Origin of the sequence: Massilia sp. TWP1-3-3, from assembly GCF_049897805.1 — a bacterium.
Classification (GTDB): Bacteria; Pseudomonadota; Gammaproteobacteria; order Burkholderiales; family Burkholderiaceae_D; genus Telluria_A.
The window spans coordinates 40,682-65,173 of sequence record NZ_JAFCWX010000001.1; the positions used below are offsets into that span (position 1 = coordinate 40,682).

At 64.4% G+C, this 24,492-nt stretch carries 19 protein-coding genes and 1 pseudogene; 14 read left to right on the forward strand and 6 right to left on the reverse strand.

Annotated features, from left to right (window positions below; translation table 11 throughout):
• Positions 1 to 7 precede the first annotated feature (7 nt).
• Positions 8 to 3,298: a response regulator gene (locus ACP7D4_RS00195; protein ID WP_426207453.1), complete on the reverse strand. Its 3,291-nt coding sequence runs from the start codon at positions 3,296 to 3,298 to the stop codon at positions 8 to 10.
• 7 nt (positions 3,299 to 3,305) lie between these two features.
• Positions 3,306 to 5,552, reverse strand: a complete 2,247-nt coding sequence (locus ACP7D4_RS00200) for a TonB-dependent receptor (protein ID WP_426207454.1) — start codon at positions 5,550 to 5,552, stop codon at positions 3,306 to 3,308.
• Positions 5,553 to 5,889: 337 nt separating this feature from the next.
• Here ACP7D4_RS00200 and ACP7D4_RS00205 point away from each other — a divergent pair, with 337 nt between their 5' ends.
• From ACP7D4_RS00205 to ACP7D4_RS00245, 9 genes and pseudogenes are all read left to right on the forward strand, one after another.
• Complete coding sequence (locus ACP7D4_RS00205) at positions 5,890 to 8,043, forward strand: putative bifunctional diguanylate cyclase/phosphodiesterase (protein WP_426103561.1); 2,154 nt, start codon at positions 5,890 to 5,892, stop codon at positions 8,041 to 8,043.
• A 104-nt stretch (positions 8,044 to 8,147) separates the two neighbouring features.
• Positions 8,148 to 8,614, forward strand: a pseudogene (locus tag ACP7D4_RS00210) (host attachment protein).
• Positions 8,615 to 8,762: 148 nt separating this feature from the next.
• On the forward strand, positions 8,763 to 9,995 hold the full coding sequence (locus ACP7D4_RS00215) for a branched-chain amino acid ABC transporter substrate-binding protein (protein WP_426207455.1): 1,233 nt from the start codon (positions 8,763 to 8,765) through the stop codon (positions 9,993 to 9,995).
• A gap of 104 nt (positions 9,996 to 10,099) precedes the next feature.
• The gene (locus ACP7D4_RS00220) at positions 10,100 to 10,402 is read left to right on the forward strand and encodes a PsiF family protein (protein ID WP_426103559.1); all 303 of its coding nucleotides are present in this window, start codon (positions 10,100 to 10,102) and stop codon (positions 10,400 to 10,402) included.
• Positions 10,403 to 10,420: 18 nt separating this feature from the next.
• The gene (locus ACP7D4_RS00225; RefSeq protein ID WP_426103558.1) at positions 10,421 to 11,560 is read left to right on the forward strand and encodes a TIGR04552 family protein; all 1,140 of its coding nucleotides are present in this window, start codon (positions 10,421 to 10,423) and stop codon (positions 11,558 to 11,560) included.
• 43 nt (positions 11,561 to 11,603) lie between these two features.
• Positions 11,604 to 12,137 (forward strand): hypothetical protein, encoded by a 534-nt coding sequence (locus ACP7D4_RS00230; protein ID WP_426207456.1) that lies wholly within the window; start codon positions 11,604 to 11,606, stop codon positions 12,135 to 12,137.
• 168 nt (positions 12,138 to 12,305) lie between these two features.
• The gene (locus ACP7D4_RS00235) at positions 12,306 to 13,508 is read left to right on the forward strand and encodes an ammonium transporter (RefSeq protein ID WP_426103556.1); all 1,203 of its coding nucleotides are present in this window, start codon (positions 12,306 to 12,308) and stop codon (positions 13,506 to 13,508) included.
• A 157-nt stretch (positions 13,509 to 13,665) separates the two neighbouring features.
• The gene (locus ACP7D4_RS00240) at positions 13,666 to 16,980 is read left to right on the forward strand and encodes a DUF2339 domain-containing protein (protein WP_426207457.1); all 3,315 of its coding nucleotides are present in this window, start codon (positions 13,666 to 13,668) and stop codon (positions 16,978 to 16,980) included.
• Positions 16,981 to 18,426 carry a DUF3999 family protein gene (locus ACP7D4_RS00245; protein ID WP_426207458.1) on the forward strand — a complete coding sequence of 482 codons (1,446 nt, stop codon included), beginning with the start codon at positions 16,981 to 16,983 and terminating at the stop codon, positions 18,424 to 18,426.
• A 30-nt stretch (positions 18,427 to 18,456) separates the two neighbouring features.
• On the opposite strand, the gene ACP7D4_RS00250 is transcribed toward ACP7D4_RS00245, so the two are convergent.
• The 4 genes from ACP7D4_RS00250 to ACP7D4_RS00265 form a co-directional block, all read right to left on the reverse strand.
• Positions 18,457 to 18,882, reverse strand: coding sequence for a BLUF domain-containing protein (locus ACP7D4_RS00250; RefSeq protein ID WP_426103553.1), 426 nt, complete (start codon positions 18,880 to 18,882; stop codon positions 18,457 to 18,459).
• A 21-nt stretch (positions 18,883 to 18,903) separates the two neighbouring features.
• Entirely contained in the window at positions 18,904 to 19,611 is a 708-nt protein-coding gene (folE, locus tag ACP7D4_RS00255) for a GTP cyclohydrolase I (RefSeq protein ID WP_426103552.1), read from the reverse strand.
• Positions 19,612 to 19,673: 62 nt separating this feature from the next.
• Positions 19,674 to 20,492: a pyridoxamine 5'-phosphate oxidase family protein gene (locus ACP7D4_RS00260; protein WP_426207459.1), complete on the reverse strand. Its 819-nt coding sequence runs from the start codon at positions 20,490 to 20,492 to the stop codon at positions 19,674 to 19,676.
• Positions 20,489 to 21,100, reverse strand: a complete 612-nt coding sequence (locus ACP7D4_RS00265; RefSeq protein ID WP_426207460.1) for a glutathione S-transferase family protein — start codon at positions 21,098 to 21,100, stop codon at positions 20,489 to 20,491. The genes ACP7D4_RS00260 and ACP7D4_RS00265 overlap by 4 nt, the downstream gene beginning before the upstream one ends.
• Before the next feature lie 100 nt (positions 21,101 to 21,200).
• Here ACP7D4_RS00265 and ACP7D4_RS00270 point away from each other — a divergent pair, with 100 nt between their 5' ends.
• The 5 genes from ACP7D4_RS00270 (at position 21,201) to ACP7D4_RS00290 (ending at position 24,459) form a co-directional block, all read left to right on the forward strand.
• Complete coding sequence (locus ACP7D4_RS00270; protein WP_426207461.1) at positions 21,201 to 22,088, forward strand: LysR family transcriptional regulator; 888 nt, start codon at positions 21,201 to 21,203, stop codon at positions 22,086 to 22,088.
• Between the two features lie 55 nt (positions 22,089 to 22,143).
• Complete coding sequence (locus tag ACP7D4_RS00275) at positions 22,144 to 22,551, forward strand: hypothetical protein (protein ID WP_426207462.1); 408 nt, start codon at positions 22,144 to 22,146, stop codon at positions 22,549 to 22,551.
• A 158-nt stretch (positions 22,552 to 22,709) separates the two neighbouring features.
• Positions 22,710 to 23,246 (forward strand): DUF882 domain-containing protein, encoded by a 537-nt coding sequence (locus ACP7D4_RS00280; RefSeq protein WP_426103547.1) that lies wholly within the window; start codon positions 22,710 to 22,712, stop codon positions 23,244 to 23,246.
• A 161-nt stretch (positions 23,247 to 23,407) separates the two neighbouring features.
• Positions 23,408 to 24,121, forward strand: coding sequence for a hypothetical protein (locus ACP7D4_RS00285; protein ID WP_426103546.1), 714 nt, complete (start codon positions 23,408 to 23,410; stop codon positions 24,119 to 24,121).
• A complete protein-coding gene (locus ACP7D4_RS00290) occupies positions 24,118 to 24,459 on the forward strand; it encodes a hypothetical protein (RefSeq protein ID WP_426207463.1) in 342 nt (113 codons plus the stop codon). Before ACP7D4_RS00285 ends, ACP7D4_RS00290 begins: the two co-directional genes overlap by 4 nt.
• The last annotated feature ends 33 nt before the right edge of the window (positions 24,460 to 24,492 follow it).

Sequence of the window (24,492 nt, forward strand, 5' to 3'; positions counted from 1 at the left end):
AGGCTCGCTACTCCCCTCGGTCTGCGTCTGCAGGTTGAGCGCGTACGTCAGCCAACGCCGCGAGCAGCGTGTCGAGCAACTCAATCAGTTCGGGCGCGAGCGCGGCCGCCTGTTCGGATCGCCCGGCGCGCAGCGCCTGTTCGACCGTGTTCGACATGGCCGACAGCGCGCTCGCGCCCACGTACACGGCGCTTGACTTGAGGTTGTGCGCCAGGCGCTCGAGCGCATCGTAGCGACCGCTCGCGACGGCGTCGCGCACCACTTGCGGCGCGCGCGCGTACTCGCGCAGAAAGCTGCGCAGGCGCTTGTGCAGGCGCGGCAGGCTGCCGTCCACGTCGGCCAGCGCTTTATCCCACTCAATGCCGGGCACCGGCGCCGGCATGCCGTCCGCGCCCGCGACCGCCGCTCTTGCGTTCTCCACGGCGCGGCGCCCGGCCAGGCGCGCCGGGTCAATCCACTTGAGCAGCGTGCGAAACAGGTGTTCCGGGTCGATCGGCTTGGTCACATGATCGTTCATGCCGGCCGCCAGACTTTGCTCGCGGTCGCCCGCCATCGCGTGCGCCGTCATGGCGACAATCGGCACCTCGTTGCGGTGCCCCAGCGCGCGGATCTTGCGGGTGGCGGCCAAGCCGTCGATGTCGGGCATGGCGATGTCCATCAGGACCAGGTCGTAGTCGTGCTCGCGCACCATGCGCACCGCGTCGGCGCCATGCATGGCAACGTCCACCTGCATGGCGGCGGCAGCCAGAAAGTCGAGCGCTACTTCGCGGTTATTGGCGTTGTCTTCCACCAGCAAAATGCGCGCACCGTTCAAGCCCGACAAATCGGGCACGCGCGGCCCCACGCGTCCCGGCTCGCCCTGCGCCTCGCCCAGCTCGGGGCGCAGCACCTGCAGCAGGCTGTGATACAAGAGCGACGGCCCCACCGGCTTGGACAAAAAACCGTCCGGCTGCAGCTGGGCGTGGGCGTTGGCGTTGGCGTTGGCGTTGGCGTCGGCGTCGGCGTCGGCGCGGACCATGTCTTCGCGCGTAAGGGCGCTCACCATCAGGATCGACGGCGGCGCCGCAAAGCGCGCATCGCCGCGAATCCGGCGGATCGTTTCGATCCCATCCCAGCCCGGCATCATGAAGTCCATCAGCACCGCGTGGTACGGCGTGCCCGCCTCCACCGCAGCGGCCAGCATCTCGAGCGCGCGCTCGCCTGAATGGGCCGACTGCGCATTGATGCCGAACGAGCCGAGCATCTCGACCAGCGCATCGGCGGCCGTCACGCTGTCGTCGACCACCAACACGCGCACCTGGTGCAGCAGCGCCACGGGAGTGGCCAGCGGCACCACGGCGTCGCTGCCGATTCCCAGCTGCACGGTAAAGCTGAAGCGGCTACCCACGCCCGGCGTGCTGCTGACCGCAATCGTCCCTTTCATCAGTTCCACCAGTTGCCTGGAGATCGACAGGCCAAGCCCGGTGCCCCCGTAGCGGCGCGTGATCGAGCCGTCGCCCTGGCTGAACGACTGGAACAACCGGGCCTGCTGCTCGTGGTCCATGCCAATGCCGGTATCGGTCACGCTAAAGCGCAGCACCAAGGCATCGTCCAAGCGCTCGGCGACGTCAACGGCGACGACGATGTCGCCTTTTTCAGTGAACTTGACGGCGTTGTTGGTCAGGTTGATCAGCACCTGGCCCAGGCGCAGCGGGTCGCCCACCAGCGTGGAAGGCACGTCGCGCCCCACCCGAAACACCAGCTCCACGCGCGACGCATCGGTCTTGATGACCGTCATGCTCGACAAGTGCTCGAAAATGTCGGCGAGCTTGAAGGCCACCGATTCGACACTGAGCTTGCCCGCTTCGATCTTGGAAAAATCGAGAATGTCATTGATGATGCCCAGCAGGTGCTCGCCGGCGCCGTGGATCTTGGCCAGGTAGTTGCGCTGCGTGGCGTTCGGGCTGGTCATCAGGGCCAGCCGGCTCATGCCGATAATCGCGTTCATCGGCGTGCGGATTTCATGGCTCATATTGGCCAAGAAATCCGACTTGAGGCGGCTTGCCGCTTCGGCGCGCAACATCGCCTCTTGCGCGGCTTTGCTGCGCATACCCAGGATGCGCATGAAGATCAGCATGTCGAGCGTATTGCCGAACTGGCCCACATGCATGGTCCAGAAGGTCGCCCCCACCCTGCCCGAGATGACCTGCGCCACTGTCAGCGAAGCGACAAAGCTGATCGCCCAACCGACTAAAAAATATGTGCCGACCGTGTCGCCGCGGCGCGCGCGCAGAAAGGCGCCCGGAAGCCCGAGCAGCATCGGCATCAAGCCCAGCGTGCTGACGATCAGCACCAGTTGAGCCACGCTGACCAGGTCCAGGCCATAGGCGAGCGCGGCGAGCACCGTCAGGACCGCGCCGGTTTTCATGAGGCAGCTGAACACGTGGTCCTTGCCGGGGCGCGCCAAGGCCTGCTCGACAAACAGGTAAGCGCCGCATGACGCCATCAGCGCGAAAATGCCGCCGCAATGCACGGTCATCCACAGATTGTTCTTCCACAGGTACTGGGTGCCGATGCCGAAAAACTCGATCGTGAACAGATTCAGCCCCGCCACCATCAGCGCATATTTGGCAAACAGCGGCGAGCGCAGGTTGACCCACTGCGCCAGGCTGTACAACAGCAGGCAAACGCTCAAGCCGATCAGCAGCCCCTGCAGCATTTGCTCGTTCATGGCCGTGGCATGAAAGGCGTAGGGCTTAGACAGGCGGATCGGCAAGATCTTGGCGCCCGAGTTTTCGACCCGCAGCAGCAGAACGTAACTGGTGCCGGGCGTTAGTTCAAGCATGCTGGCCGGCGTGCGCCCGGCCAGCGACGCTGCCGAATTGTCGCGCAGGCTGCCCAGCGCGGTATGGCGCGTGAGCTTGCCGCCATCGATGACATACAAGTCCACGCGATTGAGCAGCGCGTAATCGATGTTCATGATCCAGCGGCCATCGCCGGCGGGCGCCACCACCACGGGAATGCGCAGCCACACCACTTCCTCGCGCACACCCAGCGTGGCGTAGGCCGAGGTGGGCGCGGCGAAAGCGCCGGCCTTGGCCAGCGCGGCGGCCGGCGTGAGCTGCCCGCCGGCGTCGTACAGCACCCGCACGGCGGGCCAGGCGTCAATCTGGGCGTCCTGGTCCTGCAGCAGCAGCGGGGCCGCGGCCGGCGAGGCAGCGGCCGGCGGCACGGCCAGCCATATCAGGCAGGCCAGCGCCAGGGCCAACAGCCGCGTCAAGCCGGCGTCCTGTCGACGGTTGAAGATCGGCGTTGCCATGTCGCCCCTAAAAGCGGTAGTCCAGGCGCACCCCGCAGGTGCGCGGATCGCTTGGCTGGACCATGCCAAAGCTGTCGATGGCGATCGGCGCGACCTTGTTCTGGAGGTTTTTCACGTGCGCATGCAGGCTCCATGCGCCCTGCTGCGGCCGGTACCCAACGCTGATGTCGCTTTGCGTGCGGCGTGGCACGCGGTACTGCAGCAACTGGCTCGGCACGCTGATGAAGTAAGCGGCGCTGGTGCGCGAAAACATCCCCGCAGTGAGCTGCGCCGCCTGCAGGCCAAAGGTATGCTCGTAGCCGAATGTGACGCTCGCGCGCGGCGCGCGGTCGAGCTTTTTGCCGGCCCACGACGTGACGCCGTCCGGCAGGTAGGCGTCGTAGTGGGCGTCGAGCAGCGCCAGCGCATAGCTGATGCTGTCGGCCGCGCTTGGCCGCAGCTGGCCTTCAAGTTCGAACCCCGTGACCTTTGCCTGGCCGGCATTGGTGGTCGTAAAGCGCGGCGCGCCGGAGATCACCACCACGCCCGACAGCTGCAAATTGGCGTAGTCATAATGGAAGGCGCTCGCTTGCAGACTTGCCTTGTTGCCCCAAAAGCTGGTCTTGACGCCGGCTTCCCAGGATGTCAGCGTTTCTGGCTGGTACAGCAGCGCCGCTTCGGGCACCGCCAGCACGGCCGGGCAGGCGATGCCGTCGGCGCTGGAACCGGCGCGGCAGCCGTCATTGAAGCCGCCGGCCTTGTAACCGGTGGAAACGCTTGCGTACAACAAGGTGCGCGCGCCCAGGTCCCATTCTCCCCCCAGGCGCCAGGTCGTCTTGTGCGTGTCCAGCGATGCTGCATTCGGCAGGCTGAAGTCGGTTGCCGCGTTAAATGCGGGGCCTTGCTGGAAACTGGTGCTGCCCAGGCGCGACTTGCCGTCGTCCGAATAGCGCGCGCCGAAGGTCAGGCGCGCGCGTTCGGTGAACGCCCACGTTGCCTGCCCGAACAGCGCCTTGCCGACGGCCACGGTCGGGCCCTGGTGGAACAGGTAGTAAGGCGGCAGACCGAGCAGTTCCAGGTCGCGGAAATCGGCGCGCAGGTCCGATTTTTCGCGGAAGTAGTAAATACCGGCCTGCGCGGTGAGCGGTCCCTTGGCCGCGGTAGCAACGCGCAACTCGTGCGAGTCCTGCCGGTACTGGCCGCTGTAGCCCGCGCGCACGCCGATCGCGAACGCGGGGGCGATGCGGTAATAGTAGTTGACGCGGTAGTCGTGCGCAAAATGACGGTGCGAACCGAGGTAGTGCACGCTGTACGGCCCCAGGTTCCAGTCGAGCTGTGCGCCCAGGCCGGACGTCTTGCCGCGGCTTGCGCCCTGCTGCAGTGGCGCGTTGGGCGGCGCAAAAGCATTGGTCAGACGGGCGTTTGCGTTGCCGCCAACCCAGACCGGATGGCCGGCGGCGTCGCGCGCATAAAAATTCGATTCGGGGACGATGCTGTCCTTGTTCTGGTCCTGGGTGGCGCTGTCGTAGCGCAGCACCAGCGCCGCCGCCGGGCCGAGCGCGAGCCTGGCCGACAGGCGCGCGGCGCGCTCGTCGCGGTCCAGTCCCAGACCAAAGCCGGTGCCTTGGCCGTTGATCAGGTAGCTGCCATGCTTGTTGTAGGCAAGCGCGGCGCGCAAGGCCAGTGTTGCCGACACCGGCACATTGAGCATGGCGCTGGCATCGCGGCTGGCATAGTTGCCAAGGGCGATGCTGGCCGCGCCTTCCAGCTGACCGGCGGGCGTGTTCGAGACCACGTTGACGACGCCGGCCGTTGCATTGCGTCCGTACAGCGTGCCTTGCGGGCCGCGCAGCACCTCGACGCGCGCCAGGTCGAACATGCTGACGTTCATGCTTTGCGGGCGCGCTATATATATACCGTCAAGCATGAAGGCGGCCGACGGGTCGCCCTTTTCGCTGGTGTCGTTGTTCGACACACCGCGCATGGTAATGCGCAAGCCGTCGGCGGCGCCATCGATATGCACGTTGGGAAGGCGCGCACCGATCGCGGCGGGGTTGTCGATTGCGGCCCGCGCCAGGGTGGCCTCGCCCAGCACCGACATCGAGACCGGCGTTTTGGAGGCGGGCGCCGCGCTGCGCTGCGCCGTGACGATCACTTCGACCCCGTCGAGCACGTCGAGCACTTTGGCCAGCGCCGGCGCGTTGACCGCTGCGGACGGCTGCTGCGCCGCAGCGCCCGAAAACACGCACATCAAAGCAGCTGGCAACGCCCGCATACATCGCCCAGACTGTCTTGTCATCGGGTGCGTCCCCTGTCGTTGTGTAAGAGTGATTAGGCGTGCCGCAGCCGGCCCGGATAGCCTGGTCTTCGCGAGACCAAGCTTGCTAAAAAATTCATACAAGCAGGAGAAGTTTCATCTGGACATCTATTTTCAAAATTTTAACAGGTAGGCAGGACATTGCCAACCGTCGCAGGGCGCGAGTGCAAAAAAACCGGAGCAGAGTGCACAGCGCCGTGAAATTTGCAGGCTTCAAGCACATTACTGTAGCGCATTGATTGTCACTTCTGGCTTACACTGGCACACGCGGGACATCAATTTTCAAGGACAGCAAATGGCGCGGGACGATGGCGAATACGGCAAGCAACGCCTCGAGCTGGTGATGGAAGCTGCGGGCATGGACCTGTGGGAGAACGATCTCGTCACGGGCGCCGTGACGCGCAAGGCAGCCAAGATTTTTGCCGAGCTCGGCTACACCGACGGGGAAGCGGCTGCCTGCATCGACGACCTGTTCCTGCTGGTCCATCCCGACGACGTGGCCGGCGTCAAGAGCGCGCTGGCCGAGCACCTGGCCGGCGTTACGTCAACTTACCGCTGCCAGTTTCGCCTGCGCTCCAGCGCCGGGCAATGGGTGTGGTACGCCAACCACGGCAAGATCATGGGGGACGACACGGGTGTGCGCGGACACAGGCTGATCGGCGTCACCTTCAATATCGACGAGCGGCGCCGCCACGAAGAGCAGATCGCCGAGCAGCAGCGCCAGCTCGTCGAAAGCGAACGCGAGCACCGCGAACTGCTGCGCAACCTGCACACCGCCATCGTGGTGCACGCCCCCGACACCAGCGTCATCTACTGCAACCCGCACGCCTCGGCGCTGCTTGGCCTGTCGCCGGAGCAAATGCGCGGCAAGGTTGCGCTCGATGTCGCCTGGTGCTTTGTCGACGAGCAAGGCGCGCCGATTGCGCCGCAAGATTACCCCGTCAGTCGCGTCATCCGCAGCAGCGAGCCGCTCGAAGCGCTGGTGGTGGGCGTGCGGCGCGACCAGACGCTGCGGGTGGTCTGGCTGCTGGTGCACGCATTTCCCGAATTCGACGGCCAGGGCGTGCTGCGCCAGGTGGTCGTCAATTTCGACGATATTTCGCCGCGCAGGCAGGCCGAGGAAAAAATCCATCATCTGGCGTTTTTCGATTCGCTCACCGGCCTGGCGAACCGGCACCTGTTGATGAACCGGCTGCAGGTAGCGACGGCCACCTCGGCCCGCAGCCTGCATTACGGTGCGGTGATGTTCATCGATCTGGACAAATTCAAGGCCATCAACGACGTGCTCGGGCACGCCGTGGGCGACCAGATGCTGATGCAGGTGGCGCAGCGCATCCTCGGCTGCGTGCGTGAAACCGACACTGTCGCGCGCATCGGGGGCGACGAATTCGCCGTATTGCTGGGGGAACTGGACCCTGGCGTGGAAGCCGCTTCGCAGTCGAGCGCCCTGGTGGCCGAGAAAATCCGGCGCGCGCTCACCACCCCGTTTTACCTCAAGGGCAGCGCGCACCACAGTTCGCCCAGCATCGGCGTAAGCCTGTTCGTGGGCAATGGCGAGAGTGCCGACGTGCTGCTGCGCCAGGCCGACATGGCCATGTACAAGGCCAAGGATGCCGGGCGCAACACCATGCGCTTTTTCAGCGCCGCCATGCAGCTGGCGGTTGAAACCCACGCCGCGCTGGAGGCCGACCTGCGCCACGCGGTCGGGCGCGGCGAACTGAGCCTGCATTACCAAGTGCAGATCGACGCCGACGCCCGCGCGCTGGGGGCCGAAGCGCTGGCGCGCTGGACCCATCCGACCCGCGGCGCCGTCTCGCCGCTGCAATTCATCCCGATCGCCGAAGAAAGCTCGCTCATTCTCGACATTGGCGACTGGGTGCTGGCCACCGCCTGCGCCCAGCTGGCGCGCTGGCACCGCGACGCGCGCCTGCAGCACCTGACGCTGGCCGTCAACGTCAGTGCGCGCCAGTTCCACCAGAGCGATTTTGTCCCGGCGCTGGCCGCGCTGCTGGGACGCCACGCCTTTGACGCCGCCCGGCTCAAGCTGGAATTGACCGAGAGCGTGGTGCTCAACGACGTGGCCGACATGGTCACCAAGATGGTGGCGCTGCGCGCCCTGGGCGTAAGTTTGTCGATGGACGACTTCGGCACTGGCTACTCGTCGCTGTCGTATCTGAAGCAACTGCCGCTGGACCAGATCAAGATCGACCAAAGTTTCGTGCGCGACATCACCACCGATGCGACCGATGCGGTGATGGTCAAGACCATCATTGACCTGGCGCGCAATTTTCATTTTCATGTGATTGCCGAAGGGGTGGAAACGCAGGCGCAGCTGGACTTTTTGCAGCTGCACGGTTGCACCGCCTACCAGGGCTATTTGTTCAGCAAGCCGGTACCGATTGCAGCGTTCGAGAAAATGCTCGAAACCCACTATCTGCCGGCCCTGTAACAGCTGCATGGCACGTCCCATGCGCTGCACAAAAATTGCGGCAGCGCGGGAACATAAGCGCCCTCAACCCACTCTAACCTCTAGCCAACTTGCCTGGAGCCGCCTTGGACCATACCTGGATCGTCGTCGCCAACGCTTCCCGCGCCCGTCTTTTTTCACGCGCAGGCGCCAACGGCGCCCTTGATGAAATCGACGACATGGTCAACGCTGCCGTTCGGCTGCGCACGGCCGAGACCGAAACGGACCGCCTGGGACCAACGTCGGCGGGAAACAGCATCCACAACACCGGCGGCGCCCTGCCCAACAAGGCGTACGAGCCGCCGCAAACGCCCACCGAACATGAGACCGAACTGTTCGCCCGCAGCGCCATTGCCGCCTTGCTGCAGGGCAACAGCAAGGCCGCTTCCAGCACGTTGCCCTGATCGCCAGTCCCGAATTTCTCGGCTTGCTGCGCCAGTTGCTCGACCCGCAACTCAAGCCGCTGCTCGCCTGGGACTTGAACAAAGACTACACCCAGGCCAGCCTGGCCCAGCTGCGCGAGCATATCGACGCCCAGCGCTTGCCCGGTTAAGCGGCGCCGCCAACAGCAGTTTCCTGCAGCGCAAGGTCCGCGTTGCCAGGGTGTGGCGGTGCGCCGGCGTACCGGGCGCCGCGTGCAGAGCGCCACGCTACAATCAGGGGTCACGGCCTGCCAGCCGCACACCGATGCCAAGGATCCCATGCGCGCGACCTTTTCCCCGCTGTCCCTTTCCTTTTCCCTCTCCCTTTCCCTCGACTTCGACTTCGCCTTCGCCCTCCCCCGCGCCCTCCCGCGCGCCCTCGCCCTCGCCCTCGCCCTCGGCCTGACTGCCGCCAGCTTCACCGCGCGCGCCGCCGACGACGTGGTCCGCATTGGCAGCGCCGCCCCCGCCAGCGGCGCCGGCGCCCACCTGGGCAAGGACATCGAGAACGGCGCCCGCATGGCCATCGAAGACTTGAACGCCAAGGGCTTCACCATCGACGGCAAAAAAGTGCGCCTGGTGCTGATGGCCGAAGACGACGGCGGCGACCCCAAGCAAGGCACTGCGGTCGCGCAAAAGCTGGTTGACGCCAAGGTCGCCGGGGTGGTCGGTCACCTCAATTCCGGCACCACCGTGCCAGCCTCGAAAATCTATGACGCCGCCGCCATCCCGCAAATCACGCCGTCCGCCACCACGCCGGTCTACACGCGCCAGGGCTTCAAGTCGGCGTTTCGCATTGTCGCCAACGACACCCTGATCGGCAGCACGCTGGCGCGCTATGCGCTGGGCAAGCTGCAGGCGCGCCGCATTGGCGTGATCGACGACCGCACCGCCTTTGGCCAGGGCCTGGCCGACGAATTCATCAAGGGTGTCAAAGCGGGCGGCGGATCGGCCCGGATCGTGGGCCGCCAGTTCACCAACGACAAGGCCACCGACTTCAGCGCCATCCTCACCCAGCTCAAGAGCAAAACGCCTGACCTGGTGTTCTATGGCGGTCTGGACGCGGTCGCCGGCCCCATGCTCAAGCAAATGCAGGCGCTCGGCTTCAAGGCCCGCTTCATGGGCGGGGACGGCATCTGTTCCGAAAAACTGCCGCTGCTGGCAGGCGAGGCGCTCGGCGAGGGCAATGTCACCTGCGCGGTGGCCGGCGGCGTGACGCCGGCGCAGGAAAAGGGCTACACGGACTTTGTGGCGCGCTACCGCAAGACTTACAAGGTGGACCTGCAGGCTTATGCGCCGCACGCCTACGACGCGGTGATGGTGCTGGCCACGGCCATGCAACAAGCGAAATCGCCGGACCCTGCGCGCTACGCCCCCTACATCAAGCGCATCAACTACCAGGGCGTGACGGGCAACATCCGCTTCGATCCGCAAGGCGACTTGCTCAATGCGGCCATGACGATCTACACTTTCCGGGGCGGCAAAAAGACCAAGCTGGAGGTGATCCGCTGACGCGGCGCTTGCAGCGCAAAATAACGGGCGAAAAATGCCGGGCTATCGTATAGTCGTGATGTTGCAAAATTGCATTCATTCCTCAACGACTGAAGGAGACTTATATGAAAACACTGTTTGCCCTGATCGCCGCCCTCACCCTGTCCAGCGGCGCCTTTGCCGCCCCTGAAGCTGTCGCGCCGGCCAAATCCGCGCAGCAAAACAAGATGGTCACCTGCAACGCCGACGCAAGCGGTAAAAAGGGCGATGAGCGCAAGTCGTTCATGAAGCAATGCCTTAGTGCCAAGCCAGTCAAGGCCATGACGCCTCAGCAGGAAAAAATGAAAAGCTGCAACACCGACGCCACCGGCAAAACTGGCGGGGAGCGCAAAGCCTTCATGAAAACCTGCCTTTCCGCCACAAAGTAAAGCGCGCCGCCCCAGTTTATGTCGGAGCACGTTGCATCGCTCAAAAGCAAGCACAAGTTTTCGCTGAACTGGGGCTATCTCACTGCCATCACCAATGGCATGTCGGCCATTGACCTGGCGTCGCTGGCGCTGCGCAATATGCACGACGCGCGCCAGTTCGCGCGCGAGTACGGCTTTGACCTTGAGAACGCGGCCACGGTCGCGCGCATTGTGCGCGGCCACCGCGAAGCGGTCGCCTTCATCCTGTCCCATTTCCTCGAACCCAAGCAGAGCGAGCTGATGCCGGCGCAAGTGCGCCTGGCCGAGGATCCGCTGCAACTGCTGGTCTACGCCTCGCAGCGCGCGGAGCACAATGACGCGCTGCACATGTGGTCGTGCGCGGTGCTCAAGGTCATGCACGGGATCTTCTACATCGACAGCGACCTCAAGCTGCGTCACTTCCACACCATCCGCGAGCAAGTGTTCGCCAGCCTGGATGAAGTGATCCGCAAAGATGGCGAGCAATACTTCCTGACCGACGGCGAAGTTTGCCTGCCGCTGCTACATTACGACAAGAAAAGCAACAAGGGACGCGACAGCATTCTGTTGAAACTGCTGCAAAAGGCAGCCTACCTGGCGTCCGACATTTACGACCATCTGGGCGTGCGGCTGACCTTTGCGACACGCTTTGAATGCCTGCTCGCGCTGCATACGCTGCAGCGGGTTCATTTGCTGTCGGTCACCAATATCGATCCCCAGCGCACGCGCAATACGCTGCTCGACCTCGATGCGGCAAAGCAAGTCTTCGTCAAGTACCGCACTCTGCTCGACCGCAGCGGGCCTTATCCGGCCGAACTGCTGCAAACAATGGATGACGAGCTGCTGGCGCTGTCCGAACCGCAAACCCGCAGCGACAATCCGCACAGCGGCAGTGGCTTCAACAGCTTGCAGGTCACGCTGCGCAAGATGATCCACCTGCACGGCGAGGGCGGCGATGTCGATTTCTTTTTCGAGTACGAAATCCAGCTGATGGACCGAGAAAGTCACGAACGCAGCTTGAGCGGGCCGGCCAGCCATGCGGCGTACAAGCGGCGTCAGGTGGAAGCGGCGCGCATTCGCGTGTGCGGGCGCGAATTGCTGGACTGGATTGCGGCGCAGGCCGGCGGTACAGCGTCGTAAAAAAGGAAAACCAGTGAAAGCACCGTTATTTACAGCAGTCCTGTTGACCTGCATGTCCGGTGCGGGCGCGTACGGCGTACCGGACGCGCCCGCACCGGACTTGCACGCCATGAGCGCCAGGCAAATCAACACCCTGTTTGGTGAAGATCGCCAGGACACGCTGAATAACGATTTCTTGTTGAAAGATGCTATCAACCTGTCGATGGGTAATCCCGCACCGAATGAAGTATTAACGGATGGGACAATACTAATCCACGGCTGCCGCCCCCATAGCTGCATTGAAAAATCCGCAACGATCATGGAAGGAGCCGCCGGCCGGGTCCTGGCCGCCGGCTTGCTGCATTTTAATTGCCGCCTGCTGGTGCGCGAAGACGTCCCGGCGTCGAACGCCGCCCTGCCGGACCGACCTTGCAGGCAAGAGCCGACGCTGGAGGTGTTCATCATCCGGCGCAGCGACACACCGCAAGCATTGGCCCGGGAAACCGGCTACCTGTCGGCGCTACGGCAATGGGGCAGACGAAGCGGATACGAGGGCGAAAGCGTGCACGTCAAGGTCGTCGGCGCCAGGCGCAGGTAGCGGCGCGCACTGAAAAGGGGCAAACATTTTGGTGCAAGCGGCGGGCACCCGAAAGCGTGGGACAGAAAAAGTTCATTACGAACAATGACTTAGTTTACTGCACCAATTTGGAACGATTGTTGCTTAGCAACTGCTATCTTCCACTTTTGCACCTTTTTCGGGAATCCCATGAACGTCATTCACAGCGGCGCCGACGCCCTCTTTATATTGCTCGGTGCCATCATGATCCTGGCCATGCACGCAGGATTCGCTTTTCTTGAACTGGGCACGGTTCGCAAGAAAAACCAGGTCAACGCCCTGGTCAAAATCCTTGCCGACTTTGCCGTCTCCACCATTGCCTATTTTTTCGTCGGTTACAGCGTGGCTTACGGCGTCGATTTCTTTTCGGGTGCCGAGATCCTGGCCCAGAAAAACGGCTACGAGCTGGTCAAGTTCTTCTTCCTGCTGACCTTTGCCGCGGCCATTCCTGCCATTATTTCGGGCGGCATCGCCGAACGCGCCAAATTTCATCCACAGCTGATCGCCACCTTTATCCTGGTGGCGCTGGTCTATCCACTGTTCGAGGGCATCGCCTGGAACCAGCGCTTCGGCTTCCAGGCCTGGCTCAAGCTCGCCTTCGGCGCCGAATTCCATGACTTTGCCGGGTCCGTCGTGGTGCATGCACTGGGCGGCTGGGTGGCGCTGCCGGCCGTGCTGCTGCTCGGCGCGCGCCGCGGGCGCTACGGGCGCAACGGCGCCATCGCCGCCCACCCGCCTTCGTCAATTCCCTTCCTGGCGCTGGGCGCCTGGATTCTGACGGTGGGCTGGTTTGGTTTTAACGTCATGAGCGCGCAAACGCTCGAAAAAATGAACGGACTGGTGGCGGTCAACTCGCTGATGGCCATGGTCGGCGGCACGCTCGCCGCGCTGATTGCTGGCAGGAACGATCCCGGCTATGCCTACAACGGCCCGCTTGCCGGCCTGGTGGCCGTGTGCGCCGGCTCGGACCTGATGCATCCGCTGGGTGCGCTGGCCACCGGCGCCATTGCCGGCCTCATTTTCGTGGGAATGTTTACGCTCACCCAAAACCGCTGGAAGATCGACGACGTGCTGGGTGTCTGGCCGCTGCACGGCCTGTGCGGGACCTGGGGTGGCATCGCGGCCGGCATTTTTGGCCTCAAGGCGCTCGGTGGGATGGGCGGCGTGTCGCTTGCCTCGCAAACGATCGGGACTTTGCTCGGCATCGCCATTGCACTGGCGGGCGGCTGCGCTATTTATGGCGTGCTCAGGGCGACGATGGGTTTGCGGCTCGATCCCGAGCAGGAATTCCAGGGTGCCGACCTGTCGATCCACCATATTTCGTCGACACCTGAGCGCGAATCGAACTGGTAATGTGCGCGTGCGCTGCGGGCCGCGCTACCCGAGGTCGCGCGGATTGATACCACCGAACCAAGGTAGCATAAGTTAATAAAGAATTATTCTTTTGCACCCGCCGTCAGTATACAATCCTCTTTGGAAACTTTTTCAGAATGACAAGAAGAGGGGTTGTATGTTTCTGGCGGCGGTATTTGGTATTTTATTCATCTTCGGCTATCCGTTCCTGGCGGCGCTGATAGCGACCGGGGCGGTCCGGCGCCGGCTTGACAATCTCGAGAGCGCCAATCGGCGCCTGGAAGCTGAGCTCGACGAGGTGCGGGCCAAGCTCAAGACTGCTGCTGCGCCGGCGCAAGCTGAAAAGACCGCGCAGCCCGTGCCTTCCTTTGTGCCGCGCGCCAGACCTGTACCGGCACCTGAAACCATCCCTGCCCCCACCCCTGCGCCGGTGTCGGAACCGGAACCACTGTCTCCGCCGCCGCTCGCGCCGCAAAAGCCGGTGCCCGCCATGGCCGCTGCTACCCCTGCGCCTAACACTGCCTCGGCGCCGATTCCCGCATCTGCACCCGCACCTGCACCTGCACCCGCACCTGCACCTGCACCTGCACCCACAATGCTGCCCGAGCCGAGCCCCGTCTACCCACGGGCGGAAACGCCGGCATGGATCAAGGCCGTCAAGAACTGGCTGTTTACCGGCAACCTGGTGGCCAAGATGGGCCTGCTGATCCTGTTCATTGGCGTGAGCTTCCTGCTCAAATACGCGTCCGAGCACGTCACCGTGCCGATCGAACTGCGCCTGGCCGGCATCGTGCTGGCCGACATTGGCCTGCTGGTATGGGGCTGGCGCATGCGCCTGACGCACCGCGGCCTGAGCCTGCCGATCCAGGGCGCCGCCCTCGCAATCATGATGCTGGTGACCTTTGGCGCCTTCCGCCTCTACCACCTGATTCCCTCCGGCCTGGCCTTTGGCCTGCTGTTCGTGCTCACTGCCTTTACCTGCCTGCTGGCGGTGCTGCAAAACGCCTTCTGGCTGGCCGCCTTCGGCATTGTCGGCGGCTTCGTCTCGCCGATTCTCACTTCCACCGGCAGCGGCAGCCACGTGGCGCTGTTTTCGTACTACACGCTGCTCAACGCCGGCATCCTGGCCATTGCGCTCAAGCGCAGCTGGCGCGCGCTCAACCTGCTCGGCTTTGCGTTCACCTTCGTCATCGGCACCGCCTGGGGCATGCGCAGCTACGTGCCGGAACTGCACTACCTCTCCACCCAGCTGTTCCTGATCCTGTTTTTCGTCTTTTACGTCGCCATCGCCCTGGTCTGGGCCATGCGCCAGTCGCTCCAGCTGAAAGCCTATGTCGACGCCACGCTGGTGTTCGGCACGCCGCTGGCCGCCTTCGGCCTGCAGATCGCATTGATGCAAGGCACCCACTTCGGCAACGCGTTTTCGGCCCTGGCCATGGGCGGGTTTTATACCGCGCTGGCGCTGGCCCTGTGGGGCCGCCGCAAATCGCGCCTCAAGCTGCTGATCGAATCGTTCCTGGCGCTTGGCATCGTGTTCGGTACGCTGGCCATTCCGTTTGCGCTGGACGGGCGCTGGACGTCGGCCGCCTGGGCGCTCGAAGGCGCAGGCGTGGTCTGGGTTGGCCTGCGCCAGCGCCAGAAACTGACGATGATGTTCGGCCTGCTGGTGCAAGCAGCGGGCTGGATCTCGTTCCTGGGCGCCGTCAGTGGCCTCGACCAGCAGGCCGCCAGACAGTCGAACCTGTGGCTCGGCTTCCTGATTTTGGCCGGCACCGCCTTTTTCATGGCGACCACCTTCCGCGCCCAAAAAGATGAAAACGGCACCGACCACGCTTTCCCGCGCGCCGCCGCGCTCTTTCTTGGCCTGGCCGCTGCCTGGTTCATGGCCGGCGCCTGGACCGAAATCATCCTGCACCAGCGCGGCACGGCAATGGCCAATATGCTCGTGGCCAGCGGCCTGGCGACAGCGAGCATCCTGGCCGTCATCGCAGCGCGCATGCAGTGGGCGCGCGCCCGCACCTTCGCACTGGTCGCACAGGTGCTGTCGGGCGTTGCGCTGACGCTGCTGATCGCCACCGAATGGTCGTGGACCGAGCCGACGGCCGGCCTGTTCGACAATGCTTTGCTGGGCGCCTTGATGATTTTCGGGGCCGCCTTTTTTACCAGTTGGACCCTGTGGCGCTCGCGCGACGCGCAGGACCTGGAAGGCATCTCGCGCCTGATGCTTGGCTGGTCGGCGTTATGGTGGTTCGGCCCCATCCTCAATGCGTTGTCGGGTTTTCTGATGCTCACGATCACCCCGCTCGCTGCCGACACCATGCGCGAGCATGCCTGGTGGTCGTGGTACCTGGTGTGCATCGGCGCGTCCACCGCCGGCTTTGCCTTGCTGGCGCGCCGCCTCTCCTGGCCAGTGCTGCGCCTGTACAGCGCCAGTGCGTGGCTGGCGCTGGCCCCGGCCACGCTGCTGGTCCTTGCGCTGCTTTTTGTCGAGCAGCGACTGCCTGTCGCGCTGGTTTGGATCGGCTTTGGCGCGACCTGGGCCGCCAGCGAACTGATGCTGCGCCTGTGGCCGGCCAGTGGCTGGAACACGCCTGACTTTTTGCTCAAGCCGATCCACCTGCTGCGCACCGCGGGACCGTGGATCATGCTGTGGAAAGTGGGCGAAATTGCGATTAGCACCTGGCTGTACGGCGCCGGCGCCGAGGCGCGCCTGCTGGCCGAAGGCGGCTTTCAGGTGAGCGGCAGCTGGGCCAACTTCGTGCCGGCGTGGGCGATGATGCTCGCCGTGCTGTGGCTGATGCGCCGCAGCGCGCAGGAACGCTGGCCGGCGGCGCCGCTGGCCGCCTGGTACCGTCACCTGCTGCTGCCGGCGGCGACCATTTGGTCGCTGGTGCTGGCGGCCGTCTGGAATCTGTTCCAGGACGGTTCAATGGCGCCGCTGCCGTACGTGCCGGTCCTCAATCCACTCGACCTGACCACCGCTTTTGCGCTGATGCTGGGCGCGTTCTGCTACCGCATGCTCAAGGCCGACAGCGCGCAACTGGCCGGGGCCAGCAATGCGCTGGTGGCACTGGTGGCACTGGTGGCACGCTTGCCGCTGGCCGGCATGATCGTCGCGTACGCCTGGCTCAACCTGATTTTGCTGCGCAGCGCCGCGCACTACCTTGACATCGGCTACCAGGCCGGCGCGCTGATCGCGTCGCTGTTCGTCCAGGCCATGCTCTCGTTGGTGTGGAGCGTGACGGCCATGGTCATCATGCGCGCCGCCACCCGCCGCCGTTCGCGCGGCTGGTGGATGGTGGGCGCGGGCTTTTTGGCGCTGGTCGTGGCCAAGCTGTTCCTGATCGACCTGGCCAGCAACGGCAGCGTTTCACGCATTGTCTCGTTCGTGGGCGTTGGCTTGCTGATGGTGCTGATCGGCTATCTGGCCCCGTATCCGAGCGAGCAGGAACCACAACCCTCAGGAGCATAAATGACAAACATGACCATTCTGCGCAGCTTGACGCTGGCCGCTGGTTGCTGGGCGTTGGTGGCGGCGGCCCAGCCGGCCAGCGACACCGCAGCCGACTATTCGCACGCAATTGGGCTCACCGTCAGCGGCAAAAACGCAGTGGTCCAGCTGCGCCTGCCGCAAGCGGTATACCTCAACGCCCGCAGCGCCGACCTGCGCGACCTGCGGGTGTTCAACGCCAGCGGCAAGGCGCTGCCGTTCGCGCTGGTACAGACAGCGGCGCAATCGCAGGCCAGCAGGCGTGAAGTGCCGGTGACGGTGTTCCCCGTCAACGCGCCCGGCCAGGCCGCAAGCGTGAAGAACGATGTTGAGATCAAGACCTCGGCCGACGGTTCGGTCACCTCGGTCACATCAATTACGACGCGCCACGGCGCCCCGCTGAAGAGCGGCGCCGACGGCGCGCGTCTCGAGGCGCTGGTGTTCGACATGGGCAAGGCGCAAGGCGCGCCTGCCGCCTTCGACGCGCTCTCGTTCACGCTGCCCGACGCCGTGACCAATTACCACGCGCAGGTGGAGCTGGAAGTGAGCGACGATTTGCGCAGCTGGGAAAGCCTGGGCTACGCGAGCCTGAGCTGGCTGGCCAACAGCGAGCGCCAGACCCTCACCAGCAACCGCATGGAGTTTGCGCCGCGCGCGTTTCGCTATGCGCGCCTGTCGTGGCGCGAAGGCACGCCGATCCAGTTTGCCCGCATCGTGGCCGAGTCGCCCACGCTGACCGACCTGCCGCCCGCGTTCGACAGCGTGGTGCTCAAGCCGGAACCCGGCAAGCTCGCCGGCGACCTGGTTTATAACGCAGCCCAGGCGATTCCGGTGCGCCGCATGAGCCTGCAGTTTTCGGATAAGAACGTGGTGCTGCCTGCGGTGTTTGGCAACTACGTCGAGCTGCCCGCGTTGAAAGGCGCAAGCACCTCGCGCTGGGAATTTCGCCCGCAGCTGCAGGCCACGTTCTTCCAGATTACGCAAGACGGCAAGCTGCGCAAGTCGGGCGACGTGATCGTCGACGACGCGCATGAAGCGCGCTGGGTGCTGCGGCCAACATCGGCGCCAAGCGATGCGGCCCCCGAACTGAAACTGTCGTGGCTACCGGCCACGCTGGTGTTCATGGCCAGTGGGCCGGGGCCTTATTCGATGGTCTTCGGGCGTGCTGGCGCCAAGAGTGCGGCGCTGGACGTGGCGCAAGTGGCGCCTGGATTTTCAGCGGCGGAATTGCAGGCGGTGGAGCAGGCGGTGGCAGGTCAGATGAAGGCTGGCAGCGTGCAGGCGGCAGCGCCGAGCGACGCCGCCGCTGCCGGCAGTGCGGCGCGCAACCGGATGCTGATGCTGTGGGGCGTGCTGCTGCTGGGAGTGTGCGTGCTCGGTTTCATGGCGTACCGGCTAATCGGCCAGATGAAAAACAGCGGCGAATAAGCGGCGCGAACCGTCCGTTGCCGCCTTTTCTTACGGGCGGCCGACGATGGTGGCGGTCGCCATCAACTCGTCGATCAACGCCAGCGAATTTTTGCCCGACATGGCATGCGGATCGATATCGGGCAGGTCGCAAAAGCGCAGCAACACCGAGGCATTGACCTTGGACAGGTTGGCCTGCCCCATGGTCCAGCCGGCGTAATGGCGCTCGCCGATTTCTTCGTAGTGCAGCAGCACCACGTCGGTGTGCCGCTCGTCGCACAAGATCTTGGCATACAGCGAATTGATGGCGTCGCGCCCACCTTCGAGCACTTGCATGTACACCTTTTCGCTATGGCACAAGATGCCCGTCACGCCGTTGCTCGGATTGTAGGCATGCGATTTTTGCATGATGTTCTGGACCGCTGCGCAATCGATCTTACCGACGGCACGGCTGGCATACAGGAGTCGGACTAGCATGGTGGCCTCTTTCGTGTTCGGTTAGCGTTTGATCAGCGAGAGAAACTCGCGCCGCAGGTTCGGGTCCTTGAGGAACGAACCGTGCATGACACTGTTGATCATTTTCGCATCCATGTCCTTGACGCCGCGCCACTGCATGCAAAAGTGATCGGCTTCCATCACCACGGCCAGGCCATCGGGCTGCATTTTTTCCTGCAGCAGGTCGGCCAGCTGGACCACGGCTTCTTCCTGGATTTGCGGGCGGCCCATGATCCACTGCGCGATGCGCGCGTACTTCGACAGGCCGATCAGCGCCGAGTGCTCGTTGGGCATGACGCCGATCCACACCTTGCCAATTACCGGGCACAGGTGGTGCGAGCAGGCGCTGCGCACGGTGATGGGGCCGACGATCATCAGCTCGTTCAAGTGCGATGCGTTGGGAAACTCGGTCACCGGCGGCATGTCGACGTAACGACCGCCAAACACTTCATTGATGAACATCTTCGCCACGCGGCGCCCGGTGTCCTGGGTGTTGTGGTCGTTCACGGTATCGATGACCAGGCTTTCGAGCACGCCCTGCAACTTGGCGCTCACTTCGTCAAGCAGGGCGTCAAGCTCGCCCGGTTCGATGTAGGGCGCGATATTGTCGTTGGCGTGAAAGCGCGTCTTGCTCGCGACCAGGCGCTCGCGGATACGCTGCGACACCGGAACGTTGACCGGCGTGAAGGACATTGTCAAATCAGTTGGCATGCTCGGGCCCATAAAAGTGGAACTGCGACTCAAATTATACTGTGACAACTGAACTGTAGCATTTAATGCCAGCAGAATGGGAGGGCCGCCGGCGCCAGCAGCCCCTGGGTGCAGCGAAAACGCCAGCTGCGCGCGTTTTCTTCCCACGCGATGACCACCGTGCCGGCCGGCGTCAAGACGTCGCCGGAGGCAAAATCGATGAACAGCAGCGCCGCGCGCGCGTCCAGCAGCAGGTTGCCAAAAGTGTTGAAGTAGCGGTTGCCGCTGAAGTCGGCAATGACCAGGCTGTCGCCTTCGGTGTCGCCTTGAATATGCACAAAGCCGGGCGGACCGCCGCGGTGCGAGATATCCAGCCCGTGCCCGGCGCCGCTGCTGGCCACAAAAAAAGTGTCGGACGCGGCCACCAGCGCGCGCGCCGCCTCGCTGAGCCCTTCAAAGGCGATCGGCGCGAGCGGCAAGCGCGGCGCCGTTTGCACAGTGCGCGGCGTGATGTACTTGGGGCAGTTGCCAAAGCTTTCGCGCACCTCGATGACCAGCTTGCCCAGCGCATTGCTGCGCACCACCCGGTTGGCGCGGTTGCGGCGCCGGGTGGCGAAATCGATCCCCAGCAACCCCACCTGCGCGCCCGCCGCCAGCTGGCAATTGCACGCAACTTCCAGCGTCTGCGGATCGGGACTATGGATGAAACCGGGGGCGCCGTACAGCACTTGCGCTCGCGGTGAGCCCTCGTGCGCGGCGCTGGCAAGCAGCACAAAAGGCAGCGCCTCGAAAGACAGGCGGTGCTGTTCGGTCATGAACTCGTTAATGCCGTGGCGGGCCGGCGCCTGCCCCGCCAGCTGCTGCGCCTGCAGCTCACCGGCATGAAAGGGAGCGTCGATCATGGCAGCGGCGAATCGGACATCGGAACAAAGCCGGGCAACGCTTCAACGCGTTGCAGCCAGGCGTGCAGCGCCGGGTAGCCGTCCAGCTTGACGCCACCCTCGGGCGCATGCGCCACGTAGCCGTAGCAGGCCAGGTCGGCAATGGTGGCGTGTTCGGCTGCCAGGAATGCGCGCCCAGCCAGGTGCGTTTCCATAAAGCCAAGCAGACGCTGGGCGATGGCGCCGGCGCGGGCCGGGTCGCCCGGCGCCTTCCATAGGGCAATGGCGCGTGCATTGGCGGGACCGAAGGCCAGTTCGCCGGCGGCAATGGAAAGCCAGCGCTGCACGCTGGCGGCCCCGGCGGCGTCGTCTGGCAGCCAGTTGCCTTCGGGAGCGTAGCGCTTGCACAGATACACCAATATCGCGTTGCTGTCGCAGACGGTCAGCTCGCCGTCCTGCAGCACCGGGATCTGGCCGAGCGGGTTCAGGGCGCGAAAGGCGGCGCTGGCGCGCACGTCGGCGCCCGCTTCCACAAAAGCGTAGGGCAGCTCCAGCATGTGGAGCAACAGTTTTACCCGGTGGACGTGGCCGGACAAGGGGGTGCCGTGCAGGGTGATGGTATTGGTCATGGTGCCTCCGCTGTCAAAGAAGATCCCATCCTAGCCATTTCACGGCTTGACCACAATAATGTTAAAGTGGAAATAATTATTTCATTTACTGGAAGAATCAATGGACCGCATCGATGAACTTGAAGTTTTCATCGCCATTCTGGAGGCCGGCAGTTTGAGTGGCGCTGCGCGACGGCTGCGGCGCTCGCCGCCGTCGGTGACGCGTTCGCTTGCCGCGCTCGAAGAGCGGGTCGGCGCGCGGCTGGTGGAGCGCACCACGCGCCGCCTGGCGGCCACCGACGCTGGCCTGCGCCTGGCCGACAGCGCCCGGCGCGTGCTGGCCGACTACCAGGATGCGGTGCGCGAAGAAGACAGCGCCGAGCTGCGCGGCAAGTTGCGCATCACGGCGCCGCACGTATTTGGCCGGCGCCATGTGACCCCGGCCATCATCGCGTTCCTCGACCTGCACCCCGCGCTGCAGGTGGAAATGGTGTTCCACGACCGCAATCTGGACTTTATTGAACACGGCATCGACCTGGCAGTGCGCATCGGCCCCCTGCCCGACACTGGCATGGTGGCGCGCAAGGTGGGCGAAGTCACGCGCGTGCTGGTCGCCAGTCCCGACTACCTGGCGCGGCGCGGCGCACCCGCCACCCCGCAGGAACTTGAAGGACACGATGTGATCTATAACTCTGGGCTTGGCAACAACACCGAATGGCGCTTTCGCGACCAGGTGGTGCGCCTCACGCCGCGTCTGTCGGTCAATGAAATCGACGCCATGCTGATGGCCGTGCTGGCCGGGCGCGGTATCGGTCGGCCGCTGTCGTACCAGGTCGCCGACCAGCTCGCCAGCGGCGCGCTGCAGCGCCTGCTGGTCGCGTACGAGCTCGCGCCCGTGCCGGTCCAGCTGGTGCTGCCCAGCGCGCGCCACATGCCGCCCCGACTGCGGGCCTGTTTCGATTTTCTGCTTGAAAAATTATCCGCGCTGCCAGTGCTCTCGCCGTTCTAGCGCTTTTCTTGCGTGCCGCGCTTGCCAACACGGCAAGCGTGGGCGATCATCAAGCATGAACATCTCGTCTTCCGTCGTGCGCCTGTGCGGCGCGGTCCTGCTTGGCGCTGCGGGCAGTGCCTGCAGCGGCGTGAGCACGCAGGCGGCGGCGCCCGCTCCCAGCACGGCGTTGCTGCAGCAGTTGCGCGCCGAAATTGGCGGCGCAGCCTGCGACGCGGCCCAACAATGCCGGACAGTCGCAATCGGCCACAAGGCATGCGGCGGACCGGAAACTTACCTGGCCTGGTCCACCAAAGGCACCGACGGCGCCAAATTGCAGCGCCTGGCCGACGCCTACGGCGCGCGGCGCAAGGCCGACAACCTGGCCTCGGGCATGTTGTCCAATTGCTCAGCGGTCATGGATCCGGGTGCAAGCTGCAGTGCGGGACGCTGCGTTAGCGGCGGAAACAACGGGGCGCTCTGACTGGTCTTGCCAAGGCGCAGGCGTCGCACAATCGCGACAATTGACAGAAGTTGCCCGTTAAATACTTGACAATAAGAACATTGCTGCTCGGAAATCTCAGCAGAAAGTTGCCGATGGGGTTATCATGATCCCTTATGAACACGTGCAGGGGACTCTCCATGAACCAACGCCGCTCCTTCTTAAAGACTTCCGCTGTCATCGCTTCGGCAATGAGCGTGCCCGCCCTGGCGCGCGCCGCGGTGACGGCGCCCAACGAACGCGTTTTGCGCTTGTACAACACCCACACCGGTGAAAGCGTCAAGAGCGTGTTCTGGGCCGAAGGTCAATTCGTCCCAGACGCGCTGGCCGACATCAACAAGCTGCTGCGCGACCACCGCAACGACAGCATCGCCAATATGGACCCGCAACTGCTGCTGCTGCTTGAGCGCGTGAGCAAAAACGTGGGCCCGAACGACATGTTGCACGTGATCTCGGGCTACCGCTCGCCGGCATCGAACGCCCTGCTGGCCGCCGCCAGCGACGGCGTGGCCAAGCACAGCATGCACCTCGAGGGCAAGGCAATCGACATCCGCATGCCGGGGCGCAGCCTGGCCACGCTGCACAAGGCGGCCATGAACGCCAACGGTGGCGGGGTCGGCTATTATCCCGCCTCGCAATTTGTCCACATGGACACTGGCCGCCCGCGTCACTGGTAACGGCCATGCGCCACTCGCGCTCATTGCCAGCACCGCATCGGCTCCGCGCGGTGGCGCATTGGTTCGCCTCTTGCGCGGCCATCGCTGCGCTCGCCTTGCTGGTGCCCGGCAGCGCGGCGCTTGCTCAAGCTCAGGTCCAAGCCCAAGCGCAGGCAGCGCCAATGCAAACCGTGCACGTGCCCTTTGTACGCGATCCGGTCGACAAGTCCTACCCCAAGATGATCAAAGGCATGGAGCGCTTCGCGCGCGAACATGCACTGGCCCCTGCAGCCACGCTGCGCTTTCGCGTGCTGCCGCGCTTGCCCAATTCAAAGCTCGACGGCGTCACGCTGCGCGTGCTTGCCGACAATGCGACGGTGCCGGTGCCAGTGGCGCCCGACTACAGTTTTGTGCTGCCGCGCAACGAGCAGGCGCTGCGCGAAAACGCCGCCGTCATCGCCAACCGCCGCAGCGACTCCATGACCTGGCGCGCCTGGGTGCAAACGCCGGGCCTGGCGAGCGGCACCCGCCGCCTGGGCGACCTGCGGCTGGAATGCCGGGTCGGCATGGACGCGGGCCTCATTTCCAACAGTTCGCCCATGTTCGGCTGGCTCTCGAACGCGCTGGCCAATACCGACCAGGTGTGCAGCAATGCCGATGGCAATTACCTGTTTTTTGCCGACCGTCCCGTGTTCAGCGTCACCCTGCGCCACGGCGGGCGCAGCGAGGTGTTGCCATTCAAAATGCTGTACGCCGGCGGCGACCAGACGCGCGAGACGCTGCCGTTCTGCGATTGCCAGGTCTTGCTCGACCGCAGCTACTACGCGCCGCTGTGGGACCGCAGCTGGCCGGACGACACCATCATCGAATTCGATTATATGGATGGCCAGCCATGACGCGCCCCGTTTTTTCTGCCGCGGCGCTGGCTTGCCTGCTAGTCCTGGGCGCCTGCGCCACCAGCGCGCCGCCGCCCGGCACCCAGGTTGACGAGCAGCGTTTTTCGGCCAGTGTGGTTGCGGGCGCCACCAAAGCAAGCGTGCAGGCCGCGCTCGGCCCCACGCGCAACATTGCCTTCGACAGCGGTTACGAAGTGTGGCTGTACCAGACGCCACGCGCGGGCGGCCAGTTCGCCGAATACGTGGTCTTGTTCGACCGCGCCGGTATGGTCAGCAAGACACGCCGGCGCGAGCCGCTTCCCGCCGTTCCCGTTCCCGCTCCCGCCAAATCCAACTGAACTCCATACCGCCGCGATAGTCTAAAAAGGTTC

Bases quoted from the DNA above. Each gene is read 5' to 3' on its own strand.
- ACP7D4_RS00195 (WP_426207453.1), bottom strand. From the start codon at position 3,298: ATGGCAACGCCGATCTTCAACCGTCGACAGGACGCCGGCTTGACGCGG.
- ACP7D4_RS00200 (WP_426207454.1), bottom strand. From the start codon at position 5,552: ATGCGGGCGTTGCCAGCTGCTTTGATGTGCGTGTTTTCGGGCGCTGCG.
- ACP7D4_RS00205 (WP_426103561.1), top strand. From the start codon at position 5,890: ATGGCGCGGGACGATGGCGAATACGGCAAGCAACGCCTCGAGCTGGTG.
- ACP7D4_RS00215 (WP_426207455.1), top strand. From the start codon at position 8,763: ATGCGCGCGACCTTTTCCCCGCTGTCCCTTTCCTTTTCCCTCTCCCTT.
- ACP7D4_RS00220 (WP_426103559.1), top strand. From the start codon at position 10,100: ATGAAAACACTGTTTGCCCTGATCGCCGCCCTCACCCTGTCCAGCGGC.
- ACP7D4_RS00225 (WP_426103558.1), top strand. From the start codon at position 10,421: ATGTCGGAGCACGTTGCATCGCTCAAAAGCAAGCACAAGTTTTCGCTG.
- ACP7D4_RS00235 (WP_426103556.1), top strand. From the start codon at position 12,306: ATGAACGTCATTCACAGCGGCGCCGACGCCCTCTTTATATTGCTCGGT.
- ACP7D4_RS00240 (WP_426207457.1), top strand. From the start codon at position 13,666: ATGTTTCTGGCGGCGGTATTTGGTATTTTATTCATCTTCGGCTATCCG.
- ACP7D4_RS00245 (WP_426207458.1), top strand. From the start codon at position 16,981: ATGACAAACATGACCATTCTGCGCAGCTTGACGCTGGCCGCTGGTTGC.
- ACP7D4_RS00250 (WP_426103553.1), bottom strand. From the start codon at position 18,882: ATGCTAGTCCGACTCCTGTATGCCAGCCGTGCCGTCGGTAAGATCGAT.
- folE (WP_426103552.1), bottom strand. From the start codon at position 19,611: ATGCCAACTGATTTGACAATGTCCTTCACGCCGGTCAACGTTCCGGTG.
- ACP7D4_RS00260 (WP_426207459.1), bottom strand. From the start codon at position 20,492: ATGATCGACGCTCCCTTTCATGCCGGTGAGCTGCAGGCGCAGCAGCTG.
- ACP7D4_RS00265 (WP_426207460.1), bottom strand. From the start codon at position 21,100: ATGACCAATACCATCACCCTGCACGGCACCCCCTTGTCCGGCCACGTC.
- ACP7D4_RS00270 (WP_426207461.1), top strand. From the start codon at position 21,201: ATGGACCGCATCGATGAACTTGAAGTTTTCATCGCCATTCTGGAGGCC.
- ACP7D4_RS00275 (WP_426207462.1), top strand. From the start codon at position 22,144: ATGAACATCTCGTCTTCCGTCGTGCGCCTGTGCGGCGCGGTCCTGCTT.
- ACP7D4_RS00280 (WP_426103547.1), top strand. From the start codon at position 22,710: ATGAACCAACGCCGCTCCTTCTTAAAGACTTCCGCTGTCATCGCTTCG.
- ACP7D4_RS00285 (WP_426103546.1), top strand. From the start codon at position 23,408: ATGCAAACCGTGCACGTGCCCTTTGTACGCGATCCGGTCGACAAGTCC.
- ACP7D4_RS00290 (WP_426207463.1), top strand. From the start codon at position 24,118: ATGACGCGCCCCGTTTTTTCTGCCGCGGCGCTGGCTTGCCTGCTAGTC.